Here is a 25,716-nt window from a genome sequence, read left to right on the forward strand (position 1 = left end):
GAAAAGTTGGGAGCAGTGTGTGGAAGGGCGGGTTCATATGAAGATTGCGATAGATCAGCTTAATGAAATGGACCGGGCTGCTTTTGTACGGCAGCTGGAAGGGATTTACGAGCATTCGTTATGGGTGGCGGAGCAGGCTGCCGGTGCGGGCCCCTTCGTGTCAGTGGAGCATCTGGCGAAGGTTATGTCAGAAATCGTGGACAGTGCCGGAGAAGAACAGAAGCTGAGGCTTATTCGGGCGCATCCTGATTTGGCTGCGAGAATGTCCCTGACTGACTATTCCGCGAAGGAACAGCAGGGCGCGGGTCTGCGGCAGCTGGGCAAGGAGGAGCTTGAAGTGTTCGATGAAGCCAACCGCCGGTACACTGCGAAGTTCGGGTTTCCCTTCATCATTGCGGTGCGCGGCTTGGATAAGACAGCTATTCTGGATGCGCTCCGCCGGAGGACCGGCAGCACGCTGGACAACGAGAAGGCGGAGGCCATCCGGCAAATTCACAGTATCGCACGTCTGCGCCTGCTGGATCTGATTGAATAGGAGGAGCTGACTCCGACACCGGCTTGCCGTGCTGCCTCACAAGAGCAAGCATTCATAGAGACAAGAGTAGAGAGGAAGGGTTCAAATGATGAAGCTGAAGAGCGGACGGACGCTCTATTATGGCAAAGGGGATGTCATGACGTACCGTACCTGCGCCAAGCCGCTTGAGACAGCGCCTGTGCCGGAATCCCGGTATACAGGCTGCGATAATGTTATATTCGCACATAATGTGCTGTTCTCGGTTAGCGGGGAATCGCTGCTGTCATCGTTCACCCAGGGCGACAATTCGCTTGTTGTGGCGACGGACTCTATGAAGAACTTTATTCTGCGGGAGACCGCAGCTTATGAGGGAGCGACCACTGAGGGACTGCTGCACTTTATTGCCGAGCGCTTCTTCGCAAAATATCCGCATATCACGAGCATCGAAATCAGCGGAGACCGGATACCCTTCCTGCCGGTTGACGTTCCCGGTCCGGAGGGGCTGCAGCCGAGCGGATTGGTATACCGCCGCTCACATAATGACCATGCCAGTGCCTTGCTTTCGCTGAGCCGGACGGAGGATGGCTGCGAGGTAACGGAGCACCGCTCCGTATTATCCGGCCTGCAGCTGATCAAAGTCAGCGGCAGCTCCTTTTACGGGTTCGTGAGGGATGAATACACGACGCTGCCGGACAGCTATGACCGCCCGCTGTTCATCTTCCTGGATATCATCTGGCGATATAACGATGTAAAGGATGCGCTTGACAGCGGCAACGGAGCCTATGTAGCTGCCGAACAGATTAGCGACATTGCGCATGCCGTATTCCACGAATTCAACACGCCTTCCATCCAATATCTGATTTACCAGATCGGTTTAAGGCTGCTTGCCCGATATCCGCAGCTGGCGGAGGTCGGCTTTGAGTCCAATAACCGTACCTGGGAAACAGTGGTGGACCCAGCCGAAGAACTGAAGCCGGGCGTGTTTACCGAGCCGCGTCCGCCGTATGGATTTCAGGGCTTTACAATGACCAGAGAGGATCTCATATCCGAAGGAGAGCAGTCCTGATGGGCGGGCGTGTGACGACTCACGTGCTGGATTTGTCCAGCGGCGGGCCGGCTTCCGGCATGAAGGTCGAGCTGTATATGCTGGCTGGCGGATCGGGTCTGAGTATTAGACTTGCTGAAGGTGTGACTAGCAGGGACGGCAGACTGGATGAGCCGCTTCTGGCCGGGCAGGATATGAGGTCCGGTATATATGAATTGCAGTTCCACGTTGGTGCGTATTACGACAGCCGGCAGAGCTGTGAATCTGATGCCAAGACGGCGTTTCTGGATCAAGTTCCGGTCCGGTTCAGGATTGAAGCGGCGGAGGAGCACTATCATATCCCGCTGCTCGTTGCCCCCGGCGGGTACAGCACGTATAGAGGCAGCTGATTGCTAAAGGAGTGCGCGATACCAGAAGGCTTCCGAAGAAACGAGAGAGTTAGGTGCAAAGCAGGGAGGTGACACATATGTCATTAGATCTGGTCATACACGGAGGGTCCGTTGTACTGCCAAACCGTGTCATGCCGCTTGATATCGCCATCCGGGACGGGAGAATAACAGCCTTGAGCAGCAGGGGCGAGTCGGAGGGCTGGCCTGCAGAGCGGCGGGTTGATGCCTCCGGATTGCATGTATTCCCGGGCATGATTGATGTGCACGTCCATTTCAATGAGCCGAACCTCGGCCATTGGGAGGGCTTCGCTGCCGGATCAGCCGCTCTGGCGGCGGGAGGCTGCACGACTTATATTGACATGCCCCTGAACGGGAATCCGCCGACGGTCACCGTGAAGGCATTTGAAGCCAAGCTTAAGCTTGCATCCGGTCAATCGGCAGTTGACTATTGCTTGTGGGGCGGTCTGGTGCCTGGGAATGCCGGGGAGCTGGAAGGTATGGCCCGAGCGGGCGCGGCCGGTTTCAAGGCGTTCCTCTCGGATCCGGGAGGAGTGGGAGAAGGCCGGTTCCGTCAGGCGGATGACTGGACGCTCTATGAGGGGATGAAGCGTATCGCTTCCTTCGGCGGTCTGCTTGCCCTGCATGCCGAGAACGACACGATTACCTCCATGCTGGGAGAGGCAGCGGCGGCGGAGGGTAGGACGGATGCAAGCTCCTTTGCTGCTTCCCGGCCTGTTGCAGCGGAGACGGAAGCGGTGGGAAAAGCACTGCATTTTGCCGCTTTAACCGGCTGCAGGCTTCATTTTGTCCATATCAGCAGCCCGGATGCTGTGCGGATGATTACTGACGCCAAAGCCGCGGGACTGGATGTAACGGCTGAAACATGCCCGCACTATCTGCTGCTTACCGACGAAGATATGGCAGCCATCGGGCCTGCCGCCAAATGCGCGCCGCCCTTAAGAGGCAGGGAGCAGATAGAGCAGCTGTGGGCGCTGCTGGAAGAGGGGCAGATCGACCTGATTGCCTCCGACCATTCTCCCTGCCCCACTTCGATGAAGGAGCCGGCAAGCGGGTCGTTTCTGGATGCTTGGGGCGGCATATCGGGCGCCCAAAGCTCTCTTGAGCTGATGCTCGATGAGGGGGTGAAGCGCAGAGGCTTGTCCTGTGAACGAATCTCCAAGCTGTTGTCCGGCAATCCTGCACGGCGGTTCGGCTTGTACCCTAATAAGGGCGAGATAATGGTCGGCGCGGAAGCCGATTTGGCTCTTGTGGATATGAATCGTTCTTATACGCTGCAAGCAGAGCATCTGAAATACCGGCATAAGCACAGCCCCTATATTGGAAGGACGATCGGCTGCCGTGTGGCGGCGACTTATGTGCGCGGTGTTAAGGTTTATGACCTGGCCTGCAGGGAGGCTGTCGCTAAGGATCATGGAAGGCCTGTTCTGCCGCGAGGGATTCCGTTGTAATACAGACTGCAAATCAGAAGGGAGAGTGAATGATGATGAGAATGACGATGGAGCAGGCATCCGGCGTGACAAGCTTGCTGGATGAGCTGGCGGGCTATGGCAGCACGGCTGATGGAGGGGTCACACGGCTGCTCTATTCGCAGTCCTGGAAGGATGCACAGTCGTTTCTCGCAGCTAAAATGTCTGCAGCCGGCCTCGAAGTCCGCTATGACCGGGTGGGGAATCTGTTTGGCCGCATGGAAGGAAGCCGTAAGGGACAGGGGGTGGTTCTGACTGGCTCCCACATCGATACAGTCCGTTCAGGAGGCAGGTATGACGGTGCCTACGGGATAGCCGCATCGCTAGCTGCGGTAGCATTCCTGCGGTCGGCCTACGGGGAGCCAAGAAGACCCCTTGAGGTTGTCTCATTCTGTGAGGAGGAGGGCAGCCGGTTTCCGCTGGCCTATTGGGGTTCGGGCAATATTACGGGCGCTTATTCAACCGGTATGGCACAGCGGGTGGTAGACCCGCAGGGCATCACGCTGGCACATGCGATGCAGGCTGCAGGCTTCGGCAGAGAGGATCAGCCGGAGTGCCTGCGCAAGGATTTGGCAGCGTTCGTAGAGGTCCATGTTGAACAGGGGGTCATCCTGGAAAGGACCGGCGGCAGGATAGGTGTTGTAGAGACGATTGCCGGCCAGCGGCGTTATGTTGTCACGGTGAAGGGGGAGACCAATCACGCGGGAACGACCCCAATGGCGATGCGGCGCGATGCGGCCGCAGGAGCAGCCGAGATGATCGCGATGCTGGAGAGAGCTGCTAACAGAGCGGGTGAACCGCTCGTGGCAACGGTAGGGAGAATGAAGCTGATGCCGAATATCCCCAATGTTATAGCAGGTACGGTGGAGTTCACCCTGGATATCCGGCATATATCCGAAACGCTGCTGACCGGGTTCAGCGACGCTGTTATCGGTTCATTCCATTCCGTGGCGGAGCGCAGGGGCCTGGAGCTTGACGTGCATGCAGCCCTTCAGGCAAGACCAGCGCCCATGGATCCCGTGCTGACCGGCCGGCTGGAGAAGATATGCTCGGACGGCGGAATCTCTTACCGAAGAATGATGAGCGGAGCAGGGCATGACGGGCAGATGTTCGTTAACTGCTGTCCGACAGCGATGCTGTTCGTCCCAAGTAAGGGAGGTGTCAGTCATTCTCCCGAGGAATATACGGCTGCCGAAGATCTGGCCTATGGAGTAGTCGTGCTGGCCGAGATGCTCTATGATCTTGCTTACGAGGAGACGCTGACATGACCGACTATGCAGATTTGGCCCCGTCATCACGCAGGATTATGACCCCTGGACCGGTGGAGGTCGATCCGCGGGTGCTGAGGGCGCTATCCTACCCTATACTTGGTCAATTCGATCCAGAGTTTACCGCTATTATGAATGAGACGATGGGTATGCTCCGGCTGCTGTTCAGGACGGACAACAAGTGGGCCTACCCTGTAGACGGGACCTCCCGCTCGGGTATCGAAGCGGTGCTGACAAGTCTGATTGAGCCGGGTGACCGGGTGCTGATTCCAATCTACGGACGGTTCGGCCACCTGCTTCATGAAATAGCAGAGCGGGTCGGGGGAGAGGTAACGACAATTGAGAAGCCGTGGGGCACTGTATTTGATCCCGCCGAGGTCATCGCGGCTATGGACAGAGTGAGGCCTGAGCTTGTCGTTATGGTGCACGGCGAAACATCCACCGGCCGGATGCAGCCGCTTGAAGCAATCGGGCGGGAATGCCGGCGGCGGGACATTCTGTTTGTAGTCGATGCTGTCGCTACGATCGGCGGTGTTCCTGTTGAGACAGACGCATGGTGTATGGATGCGGTGATCGGCGGCACGCAAAAATGCTTGTCCGTCCCCTCCGGCATGGCGCCGGTCACGTATAACGGGCGGGCGGAGGAGAAGGTGCTCGCCCGCAAGAGAATCGAACGCGGTCTGCGAATGCCGCAGGATTCCACAGAAATTCCGGGCCGCGGCCTTGCGGCAGCTGTACAGCATGCTTATATTAGAAGCAATTATCTTGATCTCAGCCAGCTTCAGGATTATTGGAGTCCGTCCAGGCTGAATCATCATACGGAGATGACATCTATGCTGTACGGACTCCGGGAAGGCCTGCGCATCCTGCTGCAGGAAGGGCTGGATGCGCGTTTCGAGCGGCACAGGCTGCATGAGAAGGCGCTCACTGCCGGTCTGCAAGCGATGGGGGCAAGCTTGTACGGAGACCCTGCATGCAAGCTGCCGGTTGTGACCTGTGTCAACATCCCGGAAGGCATTGATGGTGATTCAGTAAGAGCGATGCTGCTGGAGAAGTTCGGAATTGAGATCGCGAGCTCGTTTGGTCCGCTGAAGGGCCGGATCTGGCGGATCGGGACGATGGGCTACAGCTGCCGCAGGGATAATATTCTGCAGCTGCTGGGAGCGTTCGAAGCCGTTCTGCTGCGGCACGGTGTGCGTCTGCCTGCCGGTGAAGCTGTGCAGGCGGCTCTTCATATCTACGAACAGCAGGCTTCTTCAAAGGCTGATGTATGACAGCAGCTATCCGGGAGTCTTAGCTGCTGCTTGTCTTGAGCCTTGACAACCGTTTCCTCCATGCAATTCTTCCCGGTCTATGGTATTCTATTAGAACCCGAGAGGAGGGATTGCCGTGAACCCGGATTTCTTGCAGCTGAAGACTATTGACGGCGAGCTTAAGCTTTCGCAGAAGAAAAGCGACTATGGCGTCACGGTCTCAACGAAGGAATTTGTATTCCATAAACCACATGTGAATTACCATATAAAGCTTGAAGATATCGTCAGCATCGTCCCGTTTGAGCCAGTGGGCAAGCGCAAGGTTTCAATTGAAACCCGCAGCTTGGATGCGGTTGAATTCGCCAGCTCGAGGGCTGGCGGTGACCAGTACCGGATCTTCGTTAAGCAGGCCGTCATGCACAACCGGAGCGGCTTGTTCCCGATTGGTGCGATGCAGTTTGTTATACCGATTAACGAGAGGTTCATGAAGCTGATTGGCGATTACAGCGGCCTGCATGCTTTTGAGTAAGTTCATGTGAGCAGAAAAGATGTGCCTGGCATACAGCAGAGGGTTAGCCGTTATTTAGCGGTTAGCCTCTTTTTTATCCTATGTGCTTCAATATGTCAGTATACTTTACATAAACAAGGCTCATAAGCTATGATGAGTGTTAAAAACTTGTACCAGCTGCTGTCTGGTTGGCATTTCCTTAAGGGAAAGCATAAGATATGCCAACTCGTGCAGCTTGTTATGGCGAACGAGAATGATTGAATTGATATAGATGATACAGCTTGGGAAAGCTAACACTACATTTACCGGATAGAGGGATGAACATGGATGTACGTAAGATTCGGCTGGATGATTCGGAGAAAACCTATTCAAGCGAAGCCAGAGATGAATATGAGAAGGATTATGCACGGCTTATCCAGTCGCCTGCATTCCGCAGACTGCAAGGGAAATCCCAGGTCTTCGGGGCAGGTACCGGAGACTATTACCGTACCCGGCTCACCCATTCCATAGAGGTATCCCAAATTGCCAGAGAGGTAGCCAGGAGGTTGGGTAAAACCTACCCGTACCTGTCAAAGCCGGAGCATCCTGGCTTGATGCTTGAGCCTGAGGTAGTGGAATGCGCCTCGCTCGCCCACGATCTGGGACATCCTCCCTTTGGGCATAAAGGCGAGGAAGTGCTGGATCGTCTCCTGCGGGCGCAGTACAATCTTCCCTATGAAGGCAACGCGCAGAATTTCCGGATTCTTATGTTTCTCGAGAAACGCACAGGCAGCGGCAGCGGACTTGATCTCACGGCGGCTGTGCTGCTGGCAATCAATAAGTATCCCTACAGTCTTGGCGAGCCCGGCCGGCTGAAGGGCGTCTATGAGATGGAATGGGAAGGAATCAGCCGGCTCAGAGATCTGTGGGGCATGCCGCCCGGTATCGCAACGCTGGAAGCACAGCTGATGGATCTGTGCGATGATATTGCCTATTCGACCCATGATATCGAAGACGGCATCCGGGCCGGCAAAATATTGATGAGCCGTAATTTTATCGAGGATGACCGGTTGATTGGGCATATTGTACAGGAGATTGTAAACGACCAATACAATATGAGTGTCGGCTGGGACCGGACAGATATACCCGTGATGGTGAAGCAGGTGCTCGAGAAATATCTGGAGCAGTGGGAAACGGTCTACCGGGAGAGCGGCAGGGAGCCTTCGAGAACGAGACGGGAGATGAAAGCCCGCTGGGTGAGCCGGTTTGCAAGCCATGTTGGAATTCTGGATGATGCCAATACGGGATGGAAGCGTGTCACGTTCGTGAAGGACGGCAAGCAGGATCTTGAGCTTCTGCGGACCATGGAGATTCTTAAGAAGCTGGCATGGGTCACCCTGATTAAGGATTTCCGTGTACAGCGGCTGCAGAAGCGGAGTGAAATCATGATAACCCGCTTGTGGAAGAGCTTTATCGAATATGAGACCGGCAAGCTAATACTTCCGCCGGACTGGATCGAGAGCTTCGAGGAGCAGAAGGGCAAGTGGCCCTGGGAGCGGCTGGTAGCGGATTACATTGCAGGCATGACAGATGCTTATGCCGAGAAGGTGTATTCGGAGCTCTTTGCCAGCCGTTCCGGATCGATTTATGAAAGGGATTAGACGTTATAACTAGTGAATGTATACAGGCTGTTTAGCGGGCGAATATCTTCAGCGCATGGGGGTAACCTAGAGGAGCACCATCACTTCTTCCGAGGAGGTTATCCCATGGGCTTTTTTGATTTTTTTAAAGAGGATGAACAGCAGGAGAAGCGCAACTTCAAACAGGTGGGCGTAACGGATGCGGAGTTTGCAGAAGAGACGGCAGCTGAGACCGCTGCGGTCGAGGGTGAAGCCACTATGCAGCTTCGGGAAGAAGAAATGGATATCAGTAAGGAACGCGTCAAGACAGGTGAAGTGGTGATGCACAAAGACGTGGTGGAGGAAGAGAAGCATGTCGAGGTTCCTGTGGCTCATGATGAGGTTGTTATTGAGCGCAGAGCCGTTAGCGGACCGTCCTCTGAACCGATTGCCGAAGGTGAGACAGTACACATTCCGGTGACGGCTGAGCATGTCAATGTCGGCAAACACACCGAAGTGCGGGAAGAGATCTCTGCCCATAAGCGCGAAGTGCAGGAAACCGAGCATGTTGATGATGTCCTGCATAAGGAAGTCGCGCACGTGGAGACAGACGGGGATGCTCTGCTGAGCGACGCTGACGCTGATTCTTACCGCTAATGGCAGTGACCACCCCGCTAAGCCCATGGCTTAGCGGGGTGGTATTTTATTACTGAGAAGGAGGACAAGCATGAAGATCAAGCTTATACGAATGGTCATGGGCGCTGCGGCCGGCTGTCTGCTGGGTGTGCTGGCCGCTTATTTTGTGCCGGTTGTCACATTGACCAACGGTCTGTGGTTCGGTCTGCTCGCGGGTGCGGCAGGGGCTGTATTCATGACCTGGAACCTTCAGGCTATGGAGAGACAGCGGAAGAGGGAACAGGCTGATGCTCCCGGACAGACAAGGCCAGCGAATGCAAGCACAAGCAATCGTGAGGAACCGGCTGCCGCCCTGCAGCTGAAGAAGGAAGTACTGGATATCAGCAAGGAGCAGGTGGCAACCGGAGAAGTTACCATTCACCGGGAAGTGGTGGAAGAGGATAAGACGGTGACTGTCCCTACACGCAGGGAAGAGGTCGTTATAGAGGTCCATAACCATGATGTGGATGCACCCGAGCGCAGCCGTTCCGAAACACTGAGAATTCCGGTTAAAGAAGAACGGGTTGATGTCCATACTTATCCGGTCGCTCTTGAGGAAGTGGACGTTCACACCAGGCGTGTGCGGGATATCAAACCCGTGACTGCCAAGCTTAAGCGTGAGGAAGCTGATATGGAATCAATCGGCAATCCGGTTGTCATGGAAGAAGAACCGGCACAAGAAACAAGAACCTGAGAGGGTAGCCCCTTTCAGGTATTTTTTTTGCTCATTGTGTGAGCAAGGTTGTTTTCCAGCCGTTTGGAACCACCTTTATATGTGACGGCATAAACCAAGAATGGAGGCAGCTAATTCTGTTCCTAATTATGCCGAACACAATAAAGGGAGATGGATTCTGAAGAATGAGAAATGTGCTGTATGTTCCCCTTGATGACAGACCCGTCAATTTGGATGACGTGGTGATGCTGGGACGATCGGCGGGTATCAATGTGCTGACCCCTCACCGCCGTGATATCCGGAATCGGCTGGATACGAAGGCTGATGCGAATGACTCGATCATGCTCTCGACTTCTTCCCCTGTCTATGGCTGTACAGTAAACATTAGGCAGTTCATATTGGATCATGCGTCAAGAGTTGATGGCTTCGTTATTTCTACGGATATGCTGGCATATGGCGGGCTTATCGGCAGCAGGCGCCTGCGCGGCAGCGGGGGCGGCTCCTACCCGGAATATGACGAACAAACCACCTGGCTGCTGGACGTCATCCGGCTTGTCAAGGAAGCCTACCCCGGTAAGCCTGTCTTTGTGCTGGATACCATTATGCGGCTGGCAACAACCACTTATGTTGAGGGGCTGGATTATGAGGCTTACCGGGAATCCCGGGCACTGATGCAGCAGCCGCGCAGGCCGTTCAGCCGGTTTGAAGACATACTTGAAGGATATGACCTGTCCCCGGGGTCCAGCTATGGCGAAACACAGCATTTTGACAAGGAACAGTATTACAACGCCAGACGGCACAAATTCAAGACGAACCGCTATGTGCTTGAGAAGCTGGCAAAATCGGGATATATCGATTTTCTGGCGGTTGGTGTGGATGATTCCTCCACGCAGGGGGTGCAGGCCAATGAAATCAGCTATCTGGAAGCAGGAATCAATGAATGGCTGGGCGGCGCCGGCGGGCAGAATCCCGACCGGGCCATTATTTTGCCGGATGCAGACGGGCTTGGACACGCCTTAATGGCCCGGATGGCGAGCAAGCTGTACCGCTGCGGCGATAAGCCTCGTTATGCGGTTGTGTATTACGGCGTGGATGGAGCAGAAATTATTAATCCTTATGAATATATGAATGCGCATGAGAATATAAGACGGCATGTGGAGATCGTGGGCGGTGAGCTGGTTACGGAGGCTCACGATGTGGAGATTATCGCGGTTACAAATGCTGATCAGTCTGCGAACGCTGTCATGCGAATGGAAACGAATGGCGTGAACCGGGTGCCGACGATTGTGATTGATTTTGCAGCGAAGGGACCCTCTAACAAGGAGGTTACAGACGCGCTGCTGGACAGCCATTTTACAGGCCGGCTGCTTGGCTACAGCGGCTGGAATACAGCAGGGAACAAGATCGGAATCGCGGTTGGCATGGGCGAGGCCCGGCATGCTTTTCTGACAGCGGAGCGCAACCCGGCCATCCTGCAGAAGGCAGTTCAGGCACATGGCTCTCTGCTGTTCAAGCGTTTCCTGAAGGATTACTACTATAAGGCGGTCGCCATCAGTGAAATCCGTGCCTATTCCCGCTCACACTCGCGTTATGAGAATACCGACGCGATTGCGGACCAGAATATGGAGCTGTTTAACAGTGAGGAAGATTACAGTACCCTGCAGGAGCTTCTTCGGGATCTGATGCAGCGTTATACGGAGGTGCTCGCGGGACGGAATGCCTTTTCGATCGGAACGAAGAATGCCTCCTGTAACATACGGCACATCAGCAGTTCCGGTTGGTCGTATGCACAGTATGTAAAGGCAGTGCTCCCGCGGAATAATCCTGATTTTACATGGGGGCGCGCTTTTGAAATTACGTTAAGTCCGGAGGTTAAGCTGCATTAAGACGGGCTGCCGCTGAAACCATTCTCCCGGCTGCTTCGTCCTATAAGGTTAACAGCTGGCAAGGGAGGGAGAGGCAGTGGCAGATTTCAGTGAGTTTATGAAGCTGGACATCCGGATTGGAACGGTTCTCACAGCAGAGCCGTTTCCGGAAGCACGCAAGCCGGCATACAAGCTGGGGATAGATTTTGGTGAGCTCGGTGTGAAGATGTCGAGCGCCCAAATTACACATCGTTATACGGCCGGAGAGCTTGTTGGAAGGCAGGTTGCGGCAGTGGTGAATTTTCCGCCGAAACGGGTGGCGGGCTTCAAGTCTGAGGTGCTGGTCCTGGGAGCGGTGCCCGGTGAGGGTGATGTCGTGCTTATAGCACCGGATGCACCAGTACCAAACGGAACTCCGATTGCTTAATGTGAAAAAATGACAAGGCCCGGCGGCCATCAGGCTGCCGGGTCTTGCTTCAGCACGTGCTGCTATTCGGCTGGATAAAGGGTGCGGAATTCGTCCTCCAGCATACTCATCAGGATCGAATCGTGATACCTGTGGTTATAGAATAATGCGTCACGCTGAACGCCCTCACGCTTAAAGCCTACTTTCTCATATACCCGCATGGCATGCTCATTATAAGCGAATACGTTGAGCTCTATTCTGTGAAGATTCAGGACGCCGAATCCATAGCCAAGCATCAGTCTAAGTGCTTCGGAGCCATAGCCTTTGCCTTGGTTGCCGGGACTGTTGATGGCTATGCGGATATTCGCGTTCCGGTTCGTAGGATCAATATCCTGGATGGCGATATCACCGATTAAGGTATTGTCACTGCAAAGCGCGATCAGCAGAAGCACGGAGGAGCTGTCGCCCGCTTTGCCCTCGATATAGCGGCCGATCTGCTCTCTGCTGAAATGTTTCTGCGTGCCGGTCAGCCTTCGGGTCTCCGCATCGTACAGCGTATTAAAGTACCAGTCTGTATCGGCCAGCTCGATCGGCCGCAGGTATACCTGGTTTCCTGCAAGGAAGCGTACAGGTGTCGTTGTCATGTTCATTCTCCTTCGTTTCTTTTGCTGTTTCTTAATTTATCACCCGTCTGTATACTGTAAAATAGACAGATTGTTATTTTTGAAGAGGACAGTTGGGAGAATCAGCTGATGTTATATACCCCGAATATACTGATGAAACCGGATGTGCCGGTCTATTCCGCGCTATATGAGTCTATCAAGCAGGATATTGCTGCCGGGCGGCTTCGGCCCAAGGACAGATTGCCCTCTATCCGGCAGATGGCCAGAAATCTGGCTGTCAGCACGACACCCGTCGAAAGCGCATACGGCCAGCTGCTAGCGGAGGGTTTCATTGAAAGCCGGCCCAAAAGGGGCTTTTACGTTATACCGTTATCCGAATCATACGGCTTGTTAACGCTGGCAGCCGAACAGACGGCAGCATCCGTATCCGGACAAGAGCAGGATGCAGCTAGGGTGGCCGTGTCTGCCCCGTATGATTTTCATATGGCAAAGGTTGATCTGGAGCACTTTCCCCTTCAGACTTGGAAGAAGACGTTGAATGCGGTTCTGCGGGAAGAGTACAGCGGTCTGCTGCATTATGGTGATGCGCAGGGCGAACCGGGTCTCCGGACGGAGCTGGCCCGGTATCTCAATCGTTTCAGGGGCGTTACATGCAGGCCCGATCAGATTGTAATTGGAGCCGAGCAGCATTTGCTGCTGCACTATCTTGCCGAGATGCTGCGGGGCTCGGTCCGCTCAGTTATCATCGAGAATCCCTGCTACCCGCTGATTCCTTCAGCCTTTCGGGCTGGCGGCTTTGAAGTGGTGCCGGGCTGCAGTGCAGACGAGGGCATTGAAGCGTTCCGTTTGCCGCAAGCCCCCGGCTGCATGGCGGTTGTATCGCCTGCGCACCGCTTCCCGAGCGGCCGGGTTATGCCGCTTCAGGAACGGCTTCATCTGCTGGAGTGGGCCCGCAAGCATGGCTGTTACATTCTGGAAGACGATTATGGAGGAGAGCTGCGCTATCAGGGCAGGCCTGTCCCCGCCCTCCAAAGTCTGGATACGACGGCCAATGTAATCTACGTAGGCGGCTTCTCACAAATTCTTGCTCCGGATATCTGCATCCATTACATGGTTCTGCCCAATCCGCTTACCGGGTTATTTCACAGACTTAAACGCACCTTGATGTTTGAGCATTCCTCCTCGCGGATTTATCAGCGGACTCTGCAGCTGTTCATGAAGGAAGGGCATTTTGAGAAGCATGTGCGCCGGATGCGCAATATATACCGCAAACGCAGCCGCAGCCTGATGGAGGCGCTGGAGAGTCATTTTGGGGATATAGGTGAAATTCATAGCGCAGAGGCCGGTCTGCATGTAAGGCTGAGTCTTCGTGTTCTGCGCCCTGCACGTGAGATGATCGCCATTGCCCGGCAGCATGGAATTGAAGTCGCCGCGGCTTCGCCCTTTTATCAGGAAGAGGGGGACAGGGATTCGGAGCAGGAGGATTTTATAATCGGTTTCGGTGCGATACAATGGAGGCTGATAGATGAAGGCGTCAGACGCCTCAGGATAATATGGCAGCCATATATTAGCCGGTACTAAACCATGCCAAGGAGATTACAAGTTGAGCTTTCAATTGAATGAATCGATAATGAGACGTCTATGCGGCAGATTTGCCTATGAAGACGGCGAGCATCTATATAAATCAGGACTGGTAAGTGTCATGCGTCCTGACCCCGGTTTGCGGAGTTATAAAGCTGAAGTAGGTGGAGGAGATGGCGGCGGCAGGGTATCGGTGCAGTTCCCCGCTGACGGAGAGATCGCAGCTGATTGCTCCTGTCCGGTGTTTCATCCTGAGGATCAGTACTGTATGCATATTGCTGCCGCATTGCATGCTATTCATGCCCTTGAGCAGACGGAAGGCCTTCTGGCAGAAGAGGAAGCTGCCTTCAGCGATCAGGATTATACGTTCCTGATGGATCAGGTACTCGAGCTGTTCGATGAGGGTCCGCAGCGAATGACCGCCACCGGCTCTTATTATGACAACCGGACTGAACTGACCATTACCTTTATTTGCAGTGTAATCATGACACGGGACAACCGCCCGGTGCTTGGTATTGAGCTGATGGCTGGTATCGGCAAGCTGTACGCTGTGAAAGAGATTTGTGACTTCCTGGAACAGGTGGATAACCGGAGAGCGTACCGGCTGTCCAGAAGCCTGGTCTATGATGCCGAGCAGCACAGCTTCAAGCCTCACGATCACAAGGTGATTCAGCTGCTCACTGATATTGCTTATATGCAGCAGCAGGAGAAATCGCTGAAAGGCGGCCGCTCTTCCGGCCGGCTTCTGCCCGTCCCGTCTGCTATGTGGAGCGAGCTTGTGCCGCTGCTGACGGCTGCTTCCTCCGTTAAGCTGCTGCAGGAGGGGCATCTGTATGAGGGGGATATTATTACGGACGGCAGGCTGCCGCTGGTGTTTGAGTTAGACCAGTCGGACAGGCTGGAGGGCGGTTACCGGCTCCAGATCCGGGGATTGGAAGGCATCGTCCTGCTGGAAGCCTATGGTCTCGTTCAAGCTAAGGGCAGCCTAGTGCGGATGCCGGCCCGCCGGATCAAGCGCCTAAGCGAGCTGGTTCAGCTTCTGTCTGTATCCGCTTCAAGGCAGCTGCATATGACGGCCGGACAGGCGGGCGCTTTCCTAAACAAGGCGGTACCCGGCCTGGCCCAGATCGGTGAAGTGCAGGTAGCAGAGGCGGTGGCCAGCGTTCTTGTACAGGAGCCTCTTCAGGCATCCCTGTTCCTGGACCGGATCAAGGACCGGCTGCTCGCCGGCTTGGAGTACCGTTACGGAGATATTGTCTTCAATCCCTTGGACGAACCTGCAGGCAGGGAAGGATCTGCTCAGGAGAGGATTTTCATTCGGGAAGAGGACAAGGAGCAGAGGATCTCCGCTCTATTCGAGCAGAGTGCGTGGATGAGAACTGAAGGCGGATATGTGCTGGCTGGCGAGGAGGAAGAGTATCATTTCTTGAGCCAGATACTGCCTGATCTGGAGAAGCAGGTGAAGGTGTATGCGACATCAGCGGTGAAGGCAAGAATCTTCAAGGACCAGGTCGGCCCCAAGGTTAACATCAGCTTCGACGAACGGACGGATTGGCTCGAGTTCAAATTCGATATCGATGGCATCCCGGAAGCTGAGATCCGCAAGATCATCCGAGCCCTGCAGGAAAAACGCCGCTATTACCGGCTGCCGGACGGAGCACTGCTGCCCATGGACAATGAGCAGTTCCAAGAGATCATCCGTCTTATGAACGAAACGGGTTTGCATAAGCTGAACTGGGAGGGAACAACGGCAAAGCTCCCGCTAACGAGCGGCCTGCAGCTTGACAGCTATGACCGGCAGAGCCGCGGGGCGGTAAGCCTCAACCGGTCGCTCCGGCTTCTGCTTGAGCATATGCGCAACCCGGATCACCTGAATTTTCCGGTTCCGGAGGGGATGGAAGCTGTTCTGCGAGATTATCAGCGTTACGGCTACCAATGGCTCAAGACGTTGGCGCATTACCGTTTTGGCGGCATACTGGCGGATGAGATGGGCCTCGGTAAAACCGTGCAGAGCATCGCATTCCTGGCATCTGTGCTGCAGGAAATCCGCTCCTCGGGGCAGCCTGCGCTCATCGTATGTCCGGCATCTCTCATCTATAACTGGCACCGTGAGCTGGGCAGATTCGCCCCGGCAGTCAAGGCGGTTATCGTGGATGGGTCTAAGGCGGAACGGAAAACAGCACTGCGCAATTTATCCTCCGCCGATGTGCTCATTACTTCCTATCCGCTGCTGCGAAGAGATGCTGATGTTTTTGCGCAGATACTGTTTCACACCTTAATTGTGGATGAAGCGCAGGCCTTCAAGAACTATACGACTCAGACCGCACAGGCGGTTAAGGCGGTACAAGCCCGTCACCGGTTTGCCCTTACCGGCACACCGGTTGAGAACCGGCTGGAAGAGCTCTGGTCCATATACAACGTGGTTTTTCCCGGACTGTTGCCTGCCAGGAAGGCGTTCATGGAGCTGACCGGGGAGGCGGTTGCCAAGCGGATTCGTCCGTTCCTGCTCCGCAGGCTGAAATCGGATGTGCTGCAGGAACTCCCCGGCAAGATTGAATCCGTGCAGCTGTCCGAGCTGCTGCCTGAGCAGAAGAAGCTCTACGCGGCATATCTGGCGGAGCTCCGTCAGGAGACGCTTAAGCATCTGAACGCAGGCGGCTTTCAGAAGCAGCGCATCCGCATATTGGCCGGGCTTACACGCCTTCGCCAGCTCTGCTGCCATCCTGCCTTGTTCGTGGAAGGCTACAGCGGCAAATCAGCCAAATTCGACCAGCTGCTCGACATGGTCAGAGAGTTCAGAAGCGCCGGGAGAAGAGTGCTTGTCTTCTCGCAGTTTACCGAGATGCTTGGCTTGATTGCACGGGAATTCGGACAACAGGGTGTGCCTTACTTTTATCTGGATGGCGGGACTGGAGCAAGAGAAAGAGTCGAGCTTTGCGCCCGGTTTAACAGCGGGGAGAAGGATGTGTTCCTGCTGTCGCTTAAGGCAGGAGGTACAGGGCTGAATTTGACTGGCGCAGATACAATTATTCTGTATGATCTCTGGTGGAACCCGGCGGTTGAGCAGCAGGCGGCGGACCGTGCCCACCGCATCGGCCAGACCCGGGTGGTTCAGGTTATTCGCATGATTGCCGAGGGCACGATCGAAGAGAACATGGCCCGCCTGCAGCAAAGGAAGATGAATCTGGTCGATGAAGTCTTACGTCCGAATGAGTCAGGCGCAAGTGTTCTGACAGAGGACGACATTCGTGAATTGCTGATGCTGTAGCTGAAGAAGATGAAGAAGAAGGGGATGTACCTTCAGTCATAGTTATGACTTTAAGGACACCCCCTTCTGCTGCTATGGGACCTGGGGTGCGGTCTTTCCTCATCAGTCTTCCTGTGAGTTATCAGAAATTCTCCAGGACGATTTTGCCGATTGTACGGCCTTCCTCGATGGCGGCATGAGCCTTCTTAAGGTTGGCGGCATTAATAGGCTCAAGCTTTTCCGTTAAAGTCGTGCGGATAACGCCCCGGTCAATGAGGCGGGCTAGCCCTTCCAGGAGCCTGTGCTGCTCGATCATGTCATCGGTTTCGTACATGGCCCGGGTAAACATAAACTCCCAGCAGAAGGTCACGCTCTTGTTCTTCAGCAGCGTCAGGTTGAGCAGCTGATCGGTTTCCACAATGGAACAGATCTTGCCCTGTGGCGCAATTGCCTCTGCCATGCCGGACCAGTGCTGTTCCGTGCTGTTCAGGCAGAATATGTAGTTGACGTTCTGCAGACCAAGCTTGTTCAGCTGCGGGACAAAGTCTTCATGATGGCTGATAATATGGTCGGCGCCCATTTCCTTAGCCCATGCGGCGGATTCGGATCGGGAGGCTGTGCCAATAACCGTAAGTCCTGCGTATTTGGCCAGTTGAATAGCGATGGAGCCGACGCCTCCTGCTGCGCCGATGATGAGGATCGATTTTCCTGTATTAGCGGGTGCAGCAGCTTGAATACCCATCCGTTCAAACAGTGCCTCCCAGGCTGTGATTGCGGTCAAGGGAAGAGCAGCCGCTTCAGCAAAGGACAGTGTCTGCGGCTTGCTTCCGACGATGCGCTCGTCTACAAGCTGGAATTGGCTGTTGCTTCCGGGCCTTGTAATGCTTCCGGCGTAGTAAACCTGGTCACCAGGCTTGAAGAAGGTGCAATCAGGACCCGCTTGCTCCACGATGCCTGCTGCATCCCAGCCGAGTATTCTCGGATTTGCTTCGGTTCGCTCCTTGGGGGATCTGACCTTGACATCTACAGGGTTGACCGACACAGCCTGAACACTGACAAGCAGGTCTCTGCCTCCAGGGACGGGCTTTTGCAGCTCCACATCAAGCAGGCTTTCCGGCTGTTCAATGGGAAGGTATTTACGAAGGCCCACAGCCTTCATGGTTTTGTTCTCAGACATAACATTCGTCTCCTCTGCTGTTAGATTGGATACCGTTGTTATTTTACCCAATAGACTTTAATATAGTAAGTACGCACATTAATGTGATGTAGTATCAATATGTATACCAAGGGTGAGGACGATGCGGGACAGGAAGAGCGGTTATGGACAGTGCTTCAATGAAGAAGGGTGCCCGGTTGAATATACGCTGGATGTAATCGGCGGCAAGTGGAAGGGAGTTCTGCTGTATCATTTGATCGGAGGGACAAAGCGGTTTAACGAATTCCGCAAAATATGTCCGACCATCACGCAGCGCATGCTGACCCTGCAGCTGAGAGAGCTGGAGCAGGATGGCATTGTCCACAGGGAGGTATACCACCAGGTTCCGCCGAAGGTAGAATATTCACTTACACCATTCGGAAGGACACTGGAGCCGATTATTTTGCAGATGAAGGAGTGGGGGGAAACCTACCGGATCCAGGCGGCGGCCGAAGGCGCCAGGAAGGAACCGGGCAGGGATCTCTCATAGACGCTGCCGTTAATGACAGAGAATAGACTTGTTCAACATTCATAGTCAAACAGAAGGCTGCCGGAGCCCGATAAGGCGGCCTTCTGTTTTTTTGCAGAATACGGGTTGTCTTAACTGTACAATTGAGCCGGGTTATGCTGCGGCACGGGCTGATAAATCTGCTGCATGGCCGTGATCGCGCTGTCCTGCGCATACTGGACGGGATACATGCCCCGGCGGGCCATATAGCTCCACACCTCATAAGCCTGATGGGAACACATCCGGAATGCATCCTCCAGAAAAGCGCGGAGCTGCGGCGTCGAGCATTCCATGGTAGACCAGGCATATTCACGGCCAGCCCGCTTCAAATTCAGCAGGTAGGAGGTGGCAATCGAACGGTCATCAAGCTGCTGGAGCTTTACCTGCGGCTGAACGCCGGCGTACTGCGTGCTTGGGATGGCACTGGCTGGCTGCATGTTTAAGCTGGGAACGTTCAGCTGGTCGCGGGACATCATCTGATTCGCGAATTCGACCTTCATGTTGTAATCCTGCACGTGAGCGGAATAGTGGCGGATCAGCATATTGCGCAGCTCCTGATCCTGTGACTGATCGATGAACAAGGCCATCGACTGGATGGAGTTCGTGCAGCTGAGCAGCAGCTCGTTCAGTTCGTGTGCTTCATGGGAGCCAAGCCGGTTCGTAGTAAGCATAAGTGTATTTGCCCTCGCTTTGTCCTGATTGATTAAGCAGACGCTCTGCCCTAGATAATATGGTGAAAATGTATTGTATTTATGTGCAGCGGCTGGAAAATTTGGACATTTGGCAGGAATTAATCTCCCTTAGGCGAATATACATTCGTATATTGCGGATTATCCCCGATTACACATCCCTTCGAGATGGAGATACATCACATGAACCTATCTGATGCCTATGAAGCATCCAGTCAAGATGTAATGGAATGGCTGGCCAATATCAGGCCTGATTTACAGCGGTACTGCCTGTCGCTGACCCGATCGGAATGGGAAGCGGAGGATCTTGCGCAGGATACGCTGCTGAAGGTGCTGGCCCATCAACAGCGAAAATCCGCTTCCAGCAGTTCTGACGAGATGAAATTGTGCAGGACATATGTGTTCAGGGCAGCCCATAACTTATGGATCGACAGCCGTCGTAAGGCTGGCCGCAGGCAGCTTGAAGCCCTCGAGGAAGGGATGGATGGAGCGGCTGTGCAGATGGATGATTACCCGCATATCTCGGGAGAGCTTCTGCAGCTGCTGATGAAGGTTCTTATGCCGAAGCCGTTCGTTATTCTGCTGCTCTGTGATGTCTATCAGTTTACGGCCAAGGAAGCCGGAGCTTGTATGGATATGTCTGAGGTTGCCGTGCAGGTAGCGTTGTCCCGGGCTCGCGGCAAGCTGCGGAGGTTCACGGGGGAATCCCCCGGTTATCCGCTAATAACAGAGTCACCAGCAGCCCGGGCAGTCAGACCAGGCAGCGACCCGCCGGAGCAGCTGCAGCAGCTTCTGCACGCTGTCAAGCTTGCATTTGGTAAGCAGGATCCCCAGCTTATTCACTACGCCTACATGCGGTTATTCGAAAGCGGCACATCCATTGATTCCATTCGTCTGCTAGACGGCAGGCTTGTTTTCACGATTATAGATCCCAGCGGCAATCAGCTGATGGTGACAAGCTAAAAGTTTTTTGCGCATTTGTATGGTTTTGTCACCGGATTTCGTTTACATAGTAGTGTTCTGATTCTTAAAGGGAGGCAAAAGTGTGATTGAACGAGTAGACAAGGTATTCATACCGGTACCGAACGCGGCAGCAGCTGCAGAGTGGTATGCCCGGGAGTTCGAGTTTACGATTGCCAGAATAAGCGGCAGAAGCGTGGATTTGAGTCTGGCCGGAGGAGACGCCTGCTTGACATTGACCGAGCCCGAGCCTGGGAGTGCCTGGTCCCCGCTTCTTCATCTGGATGCGGAGGGCAGTTTGCCGTGCTTCAATCTGTACACGCATTGGGAGGATCTTCATGCCAGATGGCTGCATGGAAGGGGAATTCCCACGACAGAAGCTATGGAGACACCTGTCATGAAGGTTAGCGAGCTGGTTGATCCATATGGCAACGTTATCGGAATCTGTCATGAGAAGCCGGAATCGTTCTTTTACAAGCCATACAACAAGCCTGTACCGCCCATGTTTCATCATGTGCTGGCCGTTTTCATTCCCGTCCACCAGCTCGATTCCTCGATTAAGTGGTACACCGAAGTACTCGGCTTCAGGCTGCATAACCACTGGGGGGAAGGTGCTGACCTGATGGTGGGATCAGGAGAAACGGTTGTCACGTTGATCCAGATGAGCCGGGAGGCACATGAGCGGGCACAGGCTTCCCTGAAAGGCAGACCTTATTTTTCCCTGCAGACACCGGGCATCCATGAGACTTACCGGGCTCTCAGCGGGCAAGGGGTCCGGACAGTGGTTAAGGATAAACAGGTCGGAGGGGACATAAGGAGCTTCCACCTGTACACGCCCGAAGGACTTCGTATGCAAATATCCGAGAAGGAGTTGGTTAAAGTTGGCTAAAAGTATGGACACGAATGGAAAGCTGACAGCTGTTCCGCTGGAAAACAGAGTAGGCGGCGTGTTTATTCATGTAACCGATTTAACAAGAGCTGCAGAATGGTACAGCCGGTTGTTCGGCCTCCCGGTCAGGCAGGAGCGCTTGAATAGCGGACCTGTGTATTGGTTTGATTTTCCGGAAACTGACCTCGTACTGGACTCCAATGCGGAAAACCGCAAGAATCCATCCTGGCATGAAGGAATGAAGCCCCGTTTCATGCTTCCGGCAGCTGATATTGACGAGGCTTACGAATACATAAAGTTTCATGCGAATGCGGAGCTGCTGACGGCCCCTGAACGGCACGGGCCAATGGCTTTCTTCACCTTCAGAGACCTTGAGGGTAATAATCTGATGGCCTGCTGGTCTGAGGAGCCGATCGCAAATCATGATCAAGAGGCAGCTTCACCCATTCTGCCGAGGATCGGCGGTGTGTTTGTTGACGTAAAGGATATGAAGGCGGCCGCCCGCTGGTATTCGTCGCTGCTTGGGCAACCGCTGAATGAAGCTGGCGCTGAGCACCCTGTATACCCGGTTCCAGTCACCGGAGGAGCGGCGCTGCTGCTTGACCAGAACCGCCACCTGAACGGCGAGACCTTTACAGAGATAATGTATTTGGAGACGCATGATTTCGAGGCTGCGCTTGAGCATTTGAAGTCCATAGGCGTAGAGCTCGCGGGTGAGCCGGCGTATTTCGAGAACCTTTCGGAGGTTCCGGTTCTGGACCCGGACGGCAACCGTATTGTAATTGCGCAGATGAAGTGAGCGGTCGGATGGATGAGATTTTAAGGAGGGGGAAACAATGGAGCGAACAGCAAATACAGCAGGCGGCCGTATAATTGGTGCGGATGTGGTACAAGGAAGAAGACGGCAGGTGGCAGGTCTTGAGTACGCAGTCTGCCAGCAGCAGACAAAGCCTCAAGAAGTTATACCAATCTTCTGGCAGGAGCTTATGGAGCGGATTAATGAAATTCCGGGACGTATTGAGAAGTCAAGCACTATTGGGCTCTATCTGTATGAGCCGCCCTTCGGTCCAGGACAGGATTTTCACTATCTGGCGGGAGTGGAAGTGCGGGGAGATGAAGCGGTCACGCTTCCTGATGGTATGGTTACAAGAACGATAGAGGAATACGACTGTGTTGTGGTTACTTACCGCGGCAAGGCTGAGGATTTCGGAATCGTCTGGGATTGGTTTCACGGCGAATGGTATCCGCAGCAGTCCGAGTATGATGCTGTAGACCACTTCGAATTCGAGCGTCATGACGAGCGTTATCTTGGGAGCGATCATGAGGGATCCGTCTTCGAAATGTACTTCCCGGTTAAGCGGAGAGCTGCTGGCTCCGGCAGCGGGCTACCTACGTTCCAGTAACCCGGCAAGCAGCAGCATGAGGAAGGAGAAGAGTACGATGGCACCAGCCCATATCCAGGCAAGCAGCGTCTCGTTACCTTCGACAGCAACGAATATAGCGGTGGGAATGGTCTGGGTGCGGCCGGGAATATTGCCTGCGATCATCAGGGTGGCGCCGAATTCTCCCAGGCCTCGTGCAAAGCCCAGAATATATCCTCCTGTAAGCGACCGGTAGGCGAGGGGGGCGGTGATATGGCGGAACACCTGCCATTCACCGGCCCCCTGTGCGCGTGCTGCATCTTCAACTTCTTGGTCAACCGCATCGAAGCCTGCCCGCATGGTCCGGTATGCAAGCGGGAAAGCAACAACGGCAGCCGCTATAACAGCCGCCCCCCATGTGAAGATGATTGGCTGTCCAGTGAGCCATTCATAAGCCTGTCCAAGCCAGCTTCGGCGGCCAAGCGCCATAAGGAGTACGAAGCCAACGACCGTTGGAGGAAGGACGAGCGGAAGCAGCAGCAGGGTCTCTATAATCGTCTTGCCGGGGAAGCTTGCCCTGGACATCCATCTTGCGGCCGCTGCCGCTGCCAGGAAGACGATCAGACTGGAAGCAAGCGCAACCTTGATCGAAATGGCAATAGGGGGAAGAATAACAGACCAGTCATGCATACTCGCTACTCCTTCTGCTCGGTCGGTATACGAAAGCCGTAATCACGGAACAGGTCCGAAGCTTCCTCGTTCAGCATGTAATTCAGCAAAGCTTCTGCTTCTTTACGGTTAGACGATTGCTCCACGACAGCCGCTTCATAAATGATCGGGCTGTGCCATAGTTCAGGTACCCAGTAGACGATGGATGTTCCGCTGCTGCTCGCGGCATCCGTCGAATAGACGAACCCCGCCTCGGCATTCCCGCTTTCCACATAGGTAAGGACCTGTCTGACATCCTTGGCCATAATCAGCTTAGGCTTCAGCATCTTCCATAGACCGGCATATTCAAGCGTTTCCCGGGTATATCCGCCGGCAGGAACGACGTCCGGTTCCCCGACGGCAATGCGCTTGATCTCATCATGTAAAAGGTCCTCCAGCTTGGACGGCTGCACGGCCGCACCGGCAGGCGTAATCAGCACAAGCTCATTCAAGAGCAGCGGCATCCTGCTGACAACCGCCTTACTGCTGCTCAATTTATCCATTGGTGCAGTGCCGGCTGACAGGAACAGATCAACGGGAGCCCCTTCAGCAATCTGTTTGGCAAGGGACCCTGAGGAACCAAAATTAAGGGTAATGGCAACTTCGGGATGCAGCTGCTCATAGGCAGCCGCCAGCTCGCGAAGACTGTCCTGCAGGCTTGCAGCCGCTGACACAATCAGCTCCGTCCTGTCAGCTTGACTGCCTTGGCCTGCACACCCGCTAGTGAGCATAGCGCCAAGTAGCAGGAATAAGTAAAGCAGCAGCAGGCGTATTGGCATCATGCCAGATAATCTCTCTTTCATTCCGGACAACTCCGATGCTTCAAATATGGAAACTATACTAACATAACTGCTTCCTTAATGGAACTGTACGGTATGAATTAGGCTGCGCCCCGCGTTTACTTGCAACTGATGCTGCCCGTTCAGTACAATAGGGCATGAGGTCCGGCATGGACCTTGCAGCAGGAGATTGGGCGAGTAGGCTCTATCACTCCGTGCGAGAACTGGCGGGACATCTACATAATTTAACTACCGGGAGGCTGATTCGTGCATGAATCCATTTCGCTTTTACAACCCCACCCAGCTTGTATTCGGTAAAGATACGGTCAGCGAGCTTGGTTCGCTGGTCGCGCCTTACGGTTCATCCATTCTGCTCGTCTATGGCGGCGGAAGCATCAAGAAGACAGGGCTGTACGATAAGGTAAAGGAGCAGCTGGCATCGATTCATGCAACGGTGCATGAGCTGTCCGGCATCGACCCGAACCCAAGGCTCTCGAGCGTCGAGAAGGGCGTGCAGATCTGCCGGGAGAACGGTGTGCAGTTTATACTGGCTGTCGGCGGCGGCAGCGTCATTGATGCGGCCAAAGGAATAGCGGCAGGTGTCCCTTATGAAGGCTCGGTCTGGGATTTCTGTACGCGGAAGGCACAGGTGCAGAAAGCGCTGCCGCTTGGCGCGATCCTTACTCTGTCGGCCACCGGTACGGAAATGAACGGCAACGCTGTTATCACCAACTGGGATCTGAAGCAGAAGCGGGGCATGGGAAGCATTCATGTCTATCCGCGGTTCTCGATCTTGGACCCGACGCTGACGATGACGGTGTCCAAGGAGCAGACGGCCAATGGTATCGTTGACATGATGTCACATGTATTTGAACAGTATTTCAGCCAGACGAAGGATACGCCGCTGCAGGAACGTCTGTGTGAATCCATTCTGCAGACTGTCGTGGAAAATGGGGAGACTGCTGTCCGGGAACCGAACAACTATGAAGCACGCGCGAATCTGATGCTGTGCGGCACTTATGCGCTGAACGGCGGCATGATCAGTGTCGGCATGCAAAATGACTGGGCTTCCCACGATATTGAGCATGCAATCAGTGCGATCTACGATATTGCGCATGGCGCAGGCTTGTCCATCGTATTCCCGAATTGGATGAAATATGTCTATAACGCGCGGATCGACCGCTTCGTGCAGTATGCGGTACGGGTATGGGGCGTAGATCCGGCAGGCAAGACCGACGATGAGATCGCACTTGCCGGCATTCAGGCAACCAGAGACTTCTTCACCCGCATTGGCGCTCCGGCGACACTGTCTGATGTTGGCATAGGCGATGAGTCGCTGGATGTTATGGCTGCCGACGCTGTGCGCTTTGGCCCGCTCGGTTCGTTCCGCAAGCTGGAGCAGCAGGATGTCCGTTCGATCCTGGAGATGTCACTGTAAGATTTTAACGAAGAACGGCTCATGAATTGCTGTAAACTGGTTATCCTAACTTCTGCG

Annotated in this window: 25 protein-coding genes; 20 read left to right on the top strand and 5 right to left on the bottom strand. The window is 54.5% G+C overall.

Features of this window, described 5'->3' with window-relative positions; all coding sequences use genetic code 11:
• Nucleotides 1–37: 37 nt before the first annotated feature.
• The 12 genes from uraD (at nt 38) to csaA (ending at nt 11,702) form a co-directional block, all read left to right on the top strand.
• A complete protein-coding gene (gene uraD / locus DNH61_RS09275) occupies nt 38–535 on the top strand; it encodes a 2-oxo-4-hydroxy-4-carboxy-5-ureidoimidazoline decarboxylase (protein ID WP_111146384.1) in 498 nt (165 codons plus the stop codon).
• An 85-nt stretch (nt 536–620) separates the two neighbouring features.
• Nucleotides 621–1,580, top strand: a complete 960-nt coding sequence (gene pucL, locus DNH61_RS09280) for a factor-independent urate hydroxylase (RefSeq protein ID WP_111146385.1) — start codon at nt 621–623, stop codon at nt 1,578–1,580.
• Nucleotides 1,580–1,948, top strand: coding sequence for a hydroxyisourate hydrolase (gene uraH / locus DNH61_RS09285; protein ID WP_111146386.1), 369 nt, complete (start codon nt 1,580–1,582; stop codon nt 1,946–1,948). Before pucL ends, uraH begins: the two co-directional genes overlap by 1 nt.
• Nucleotides 1,949–2,025: 77 nt before the next feature.
• Nucleotides 2,026–3,417, top strand: coding sequence for an allantoinase AllB (gene allB / locus DNH61_RS09290; RefSeq protein WP_111146387.1), 1,392 nt, complete (start codon nt 2,026–2,028; stop codon nt 3,415–3,417).
• A gap of 29 nt (nt 3,418–3,446) precedes the next feature.
• Entirely contained in the window at nt 3,447–4,703 is a 1,257-nt protein-coding gene (gene allC, locus DNH61_RS09295) for an allantoate deiminase (protein ID WP_342771382.1), read from the top strand.
• Entirely contained in the window at nt 4,700–5,977 is a 1,278-nt protein-coding gene (locus DNH61_RS09300) for a pyridoxal-phosphate-dependent aminotransferase family protein (protein ID WP_111146388.1), read from the top strand. The genes allC and DNH61_RS09300 overlap by 4 nt, the downstream gene beginning before the upstream one ends.
• Nucleotides 5,978–6,092: 115 nt before the next feature.
• Nucleotides 6,093–6,485, top strand: coding sequence for a hypothetical protein (locus DNH61_RS09305; RefSeq protein ID WP_111146389.1), 393 nt, complete (start codon nt 6,093–6,095; stop codon nt 6,483–6,485).
• A gap of 302 nt (nt 6,486–6,787) precedes the next feature.
• Nucleotides 6,788–8,104, top strand: a complete 1,317-nt coding sequence (locus DNH61_RS09310; RefSeq protein WP_111146390.1) for a deoxyguanosinetriphosphate triphosphohydrolase family protein — start codon at nt 6,788–6,790, stop codon at nt 8,102–8,104.
• 105 nt (nt 8,105–8,209) lie between these two features.
• A complete protein-coding gene (locus DNH61_RS09315) occupies nt 8,210–8,719 on the top strand; it encodes a YsnF/AvaK domain-containing protein (RefSeq protein WP_111146391.1) in 510 nt (169 codons plus the stop codon).
• Nucleotides 8,720–8,789: 70 nt separating this feature from the next.
• Nucleotides 8,790–9,431: a YsnF/AvaK domain-containing protein gene (locus DNH61_RS09320; RefSeq protein WP_111146392.1), complete on the top strand. Its 642-nt coding sequence runs from the start codon at nt 8,790–8,792 to the stop codon at nt 9,429–9,431.
• Nucleotides 9,432–9,595: 164 nt separating this feature from the next.
• On the top strand, nt 9,596–11,296 hold the full coding sequence (locus DNH61_RS09325; protein ID WP_111146393.1) for a DUF4127 family protein: 1,701 nt from the start codon (nt 9,596–9,598) through the stop codon (nt 11,294–11,296).
• A gap of 76 nt (nt 11,297–11,372) precedes the next feature.
• Nucleotides 11,373–11,702, top strand: coding sequence for a chaperone CsaA (csaA, locus tag DNH61_RS09330; RefSeq protein WP_111146394.1), 330 nt, complete (start codon nt 11,373–11,375; stop codon nt 11,700–11,702).
• A 62-nt stretch (nt 11,703–11,764) separates the two neighbouring features.
• Here the strand turns inward: csaA and DNH61_RS09335 are convergent, their stop codons facing one another.
• On the bottom strand, nt 11,765–12,325 hold the full coding sequence (locus tag DNH61_RS09335) for a GNAT family N-acetyltransferase (RefSeq protein WP_245948081.1): 561 nt from the start codon (nt 12,323–12,325) through the stop codon (nt 11,765–11,767).
• 108 nt (nt 12,326–12,433) lie between these two features.
• Here DNH61_RS09335 and pdxR point away from each other — a divergent pair, with 108 nt between their 5' ends.
• Entirely contained in the window at nt 12,434–13,885 is a 1,452-nt protein-coding gene (gene pdxR, locus DNH61_RS09340; RefSeq protein ID WP_111146396.1) for a MocR-like pyridoxine biosynthesis transcription factor PdxR, read from the top strand.
• 22 nt (nt 13,886–13,907) lie between these two features.
• Nucleotides 13,908–17,153: a DEAD/DEAH box helicase gene (locus DNH61_RS09345; protein ID WP_111146397.1), complete on the top strand. Its 3,246-nt coding sequence runs from the start codon at nt 13,908–13,910 to the stop codon at nt 17,151–17,153.
• Nucleotides 17,154–17,274: 121 nt separating this feature from the next.
• Here DNH61_RS09345 and DNH61_RS09350 read toward each other — a convergent pair whose 3' ends face one another.
• Nucleotides 17,275–18,309, bottom strand: a complete 1,035-nt coding sequence (locus tag DNH61_RS09350) for a zinc-binding alcohol dehydrogenase family protein (protein WP_245948083.1) — start codon at nt 18,307–18,309, stop codon at nt 17,275–17,277.
• Nucleotides 18,310–18,430: 121 nt separating this feature from the next.
• Here DNH61_RS09350 and DNH61_RS09355 point away from each other — a divergent pair, with 121 nt between their 5' ends.
• Complete coding sequence (locus DNH61_RS09355) at nt 18,431–18,817, top strand: winged helix-turn-helix transcriptional regulator (RefSeq protein ID WP_111146398.1); 387 nt, start codon at nt 18,431–18,433, stop codon at nt 18,815–18,817.
• 110 nt (nt 18,818–18,927) lie between these two features.
• Here DNH61_RS09355 and DNH61_RS09360 read toward each other — a convergent pair whose 3' ends face one another.
• A complete protein-coding gene (locus tag DNH61_RS09360) occupies nt 18,928–19,506 on the bottom strand; it encodes a spore coat protein (protein WP_111146399.1) in 579 nt (192 codons plus the stop codon).
• 201 nt (nt 19,507–19,707) lie between these two features.
• Here DNH61_RS09360 and DNH61_RS09365 point away from each other — a divergent pair, with 201 nt between their 5' ends.
• From DNH61_RS09365 to DNH61_RS09380, 4 genes are all read left to right on the top strand, one after another.
• Entirely contained in the window at nt 19,708–20,487 is a 780-nt protein-coding gene (locus DNH61_RS09365) for an RNA polymerase sigma factor (RefSeq protein ID WP_181438633.1), read from the top strand.
• Between the two features lie 82 nt (nt 20,488–20,569).
• Nucleotides 20,570–21,373, top strand: coding sequence for a VOC family protein (locus tag DNH61_RS09370; protein WP_111146401.1), 804 nt, complete (start codon nt 20,570–20,572; stop codon nt 21,371–21,373).
• The gene (locus tag DNH61_RS09375; RefSeq protein ID WP_111146402.1) at nt 21,366–22,172 is read left to right on the top strand and encodes a VOC family protein; all 807 of its coding nucleotides are present in this window, start codon (nt 21,366–21,368) and stop codon (nt 22,170–22,172) included. Before DNH61_RS09370 ends, DNH61_RS09375 begins: the two co-directional genes overlap by 8 nt.
• Nucleotides 22,173–22,209: 37 nt before the next feature.
• Nucleotides 22,210–22,776: a GyrI-like domain-containing protein gene (locus DNH61_RS09380; protein ID WP_111146403.1), complete on the top strand. Its 567-nt coding sequence runs from the start codon at nt 22,210–22,212 to the stop codon at nt 22,774–22,776.
• Here DNH61_RS09380 and modB read toward each other — a convergent pair.
• Together modB and modA are read right to left on the bottom strand one after the other, a co-directional pair.
• Entirely contained in the window at nt 22,759–23,424 is a 666-nt protein-coding gene (gene modB / locus DNH61_RS09385; RefSeq protein WP_111146404.1) for a molybdate ABC transporter permease subunit, read from the bottom strand. The two genes, DNH61_RS09380 and modB, sit on opposite strands and share 18 nt — an antisense overlap.
• Before the next feature lie 5 nt (nt 23,425–23,429).
• Nucleotides 23,430–24,245, bottom strand: a complete 816-nt coding sequence (gene modA / locus DNH61_RS09390; protein WP_111146405.1) for a molybdate ABC transporter substrate-binding protein — start codon at nt 24,243–24,245, stop codon at nt 23,430–23,432.
• Between the two features lie 247 nt (nt 24,246–24,492).
• On the opposite strand from modA, the gene DNH61_RS09395 reads away from it, so the two are divergent.
• Nucleotides 24,493–25,659, top strand: a complete 1,167-nt coding sequence (locus tag DNH61_RS09395; RefSeq protein WP_111146406.1) for an iron-containing alcohol dehydrogenase — start codon at nt 24,493–24,495, stop codon at nt 25,657–25,659.
• Nucleotides 25,660–25,716 lie beyond the last annotated feature (57 nt).

Origin of the sequence: Paenibacillus sambharensis (assembly GCF_003233845.1) — a bacterium.
Taxonomy (GTDB): Bacteria; Bacillota; Bacilli; order Paenibacillales; family Paenibacillaceae; genus Paenibacillus_I; species Paenibacillus_I sambharensis.

What these genes read in the sequence shown, in the direction of transcription:
- uraD (WP_111146384.1), top strand. Translation starts at nt 38, where the DNA reads ATGAAGATTGCGATAGATCAGCTTAATGAAATGGACCGGGCTGCTTTT.
- pucL (WP_111146385.1), top strand. Translation starts at nt 621, where the DNA reads ATGATGAAGCTGAAGAGCGGACGGACGCTCTATTATGGCAAAGGGGAT.
- uraH (WP_111146386.1), top strand. Translation starts at nt 1,580, where the DNA reads ATGGGCGGGCGTGTGACGACTCACGTGCTGGATTTGTCCAGCGGCGGG.
- allB (WP_111146387.1), top strand. Translation starts at nt 2,026, where the DNA reads ATGTCATTAGATCTGGTCATACACGGAGGGTCCGTTGTACTGCCAAAC.
- allC (WP_342771382.1), top strand. Translation starts at nt 3,447, where the DNA reads ATGATGATGAGAATGACGATGGAGCAGGCATCCGGCGTGACAAGCTTG.
- DNH61_RS09300 (WP_111146388.1), top strand. Translation starts at nt 4,700, where the DNA reads ATGACCGACTATGCAGATTTGGCCCCGTCATCACGCAGGATTATGACC.
- DNH61_RS09310 (WP_111146390.1), top strand. Translation starts at nt 6,788, where the DNA reads ATGGATGTACGTAAGATTCGGCTGGATGATTCGGAGAAAACCTATTCA.
- DNH61_RS09315 (WP_111146391.1), top strand. Translation starts at nt 8,210, where the DNA reads ATGGGCTTTTTTGATTTTTTTAAAGAGGATGAACAGCAGGAGAAGCGC.
- DNH61_RS09320 (WP_111146392.1), top strand. Translation starts at nt 8,790, where the DNA reads ATGAAGATCAAGCTTATACGAATGGTCATGGGCGCTGCGGCCGGCTGT.
- DNH61_RS09325 (WP_111146393.1), top strand. Translation starts at nt 9,596, where the DNA reads ATGAGAAATGTGCTGTATGTTCCCCTTGATGACAGACCCGTCAATTTG.
- DNH61_RS09335 (WP_245948081.1), bottom strand. Translation starts at nt 12,325, where the DNA reads ATGACAACGACACCTGTACGCTTCCTTGCAGGAAACCAGGTATACCTG.
- pdxR (WP_111146396.1), top strand. Translation starts at nt 12,434, where the DNA reads ATGTTATATACCCCGAATATACTGATGAAACCGGATGTGCCGGTCTAT.
- DNH61_RS09350 (WP_245948083.1), bottom strand. Translation starts at nt 18,309, where the DNA reads ATGTCTGAGAACAAAACCATGAAGGCTGTGGGCCTTCGTAAATACCTT.
- DNH61_RS09355 (WP_111146398.1), top strand. Translation starts at nt 18,431, where the DNA reads ATGCGGGACAGGAAGAGCGGTTATGGACAGTGCTTCAATGAAGAAGGG.
- DNH61_RS09360 (WP_111146399.1), bottom strand. Translation starts at nt 19,506, where the DNA reads ATGCTTACTACGAACCGGCTTGGCTCCCATGAAGCACACGAACTGAAC.
- DNH61_RS09365 (WP_181438633.1), top strand. Translation starts at nt 19,708, where the DNA reads ATGAACCTATCTGATGCCTATGAAGCATCCAGTCAAGATGTAATGGAA.
- DNH61_RS09380 (WP_111146403.1), top strand. Translation starts at nt 22,210, where the DNA reads ATGGAGCGAACAGCAAATACAGCAGGCGGCCGTATAATTGGTGCGGAT.
- modB (WP_111146404.1), bottom strand. Translation starts at nt 23,424, where the DNA reads ATGCATGACTGGTCTGTTATTCTTCCCCCTATTGCCATTTCGATCAAG.
- modA (WP_111146405.1), bottom strand. Translation starts at nt 24,245, where the DNA reads ATGAAAGAGAGATTATCTGGCATGATGCCAATACGCCTGCTGCTGCTT.
- DNH61_RS09395 (WP_111146406.1), top strand. Translation starts at nt 24,493, where the DNA reads ATGAATCCATTTCGCTTTTACAACCCCACCCAGCTTGTATTCGGTAAA.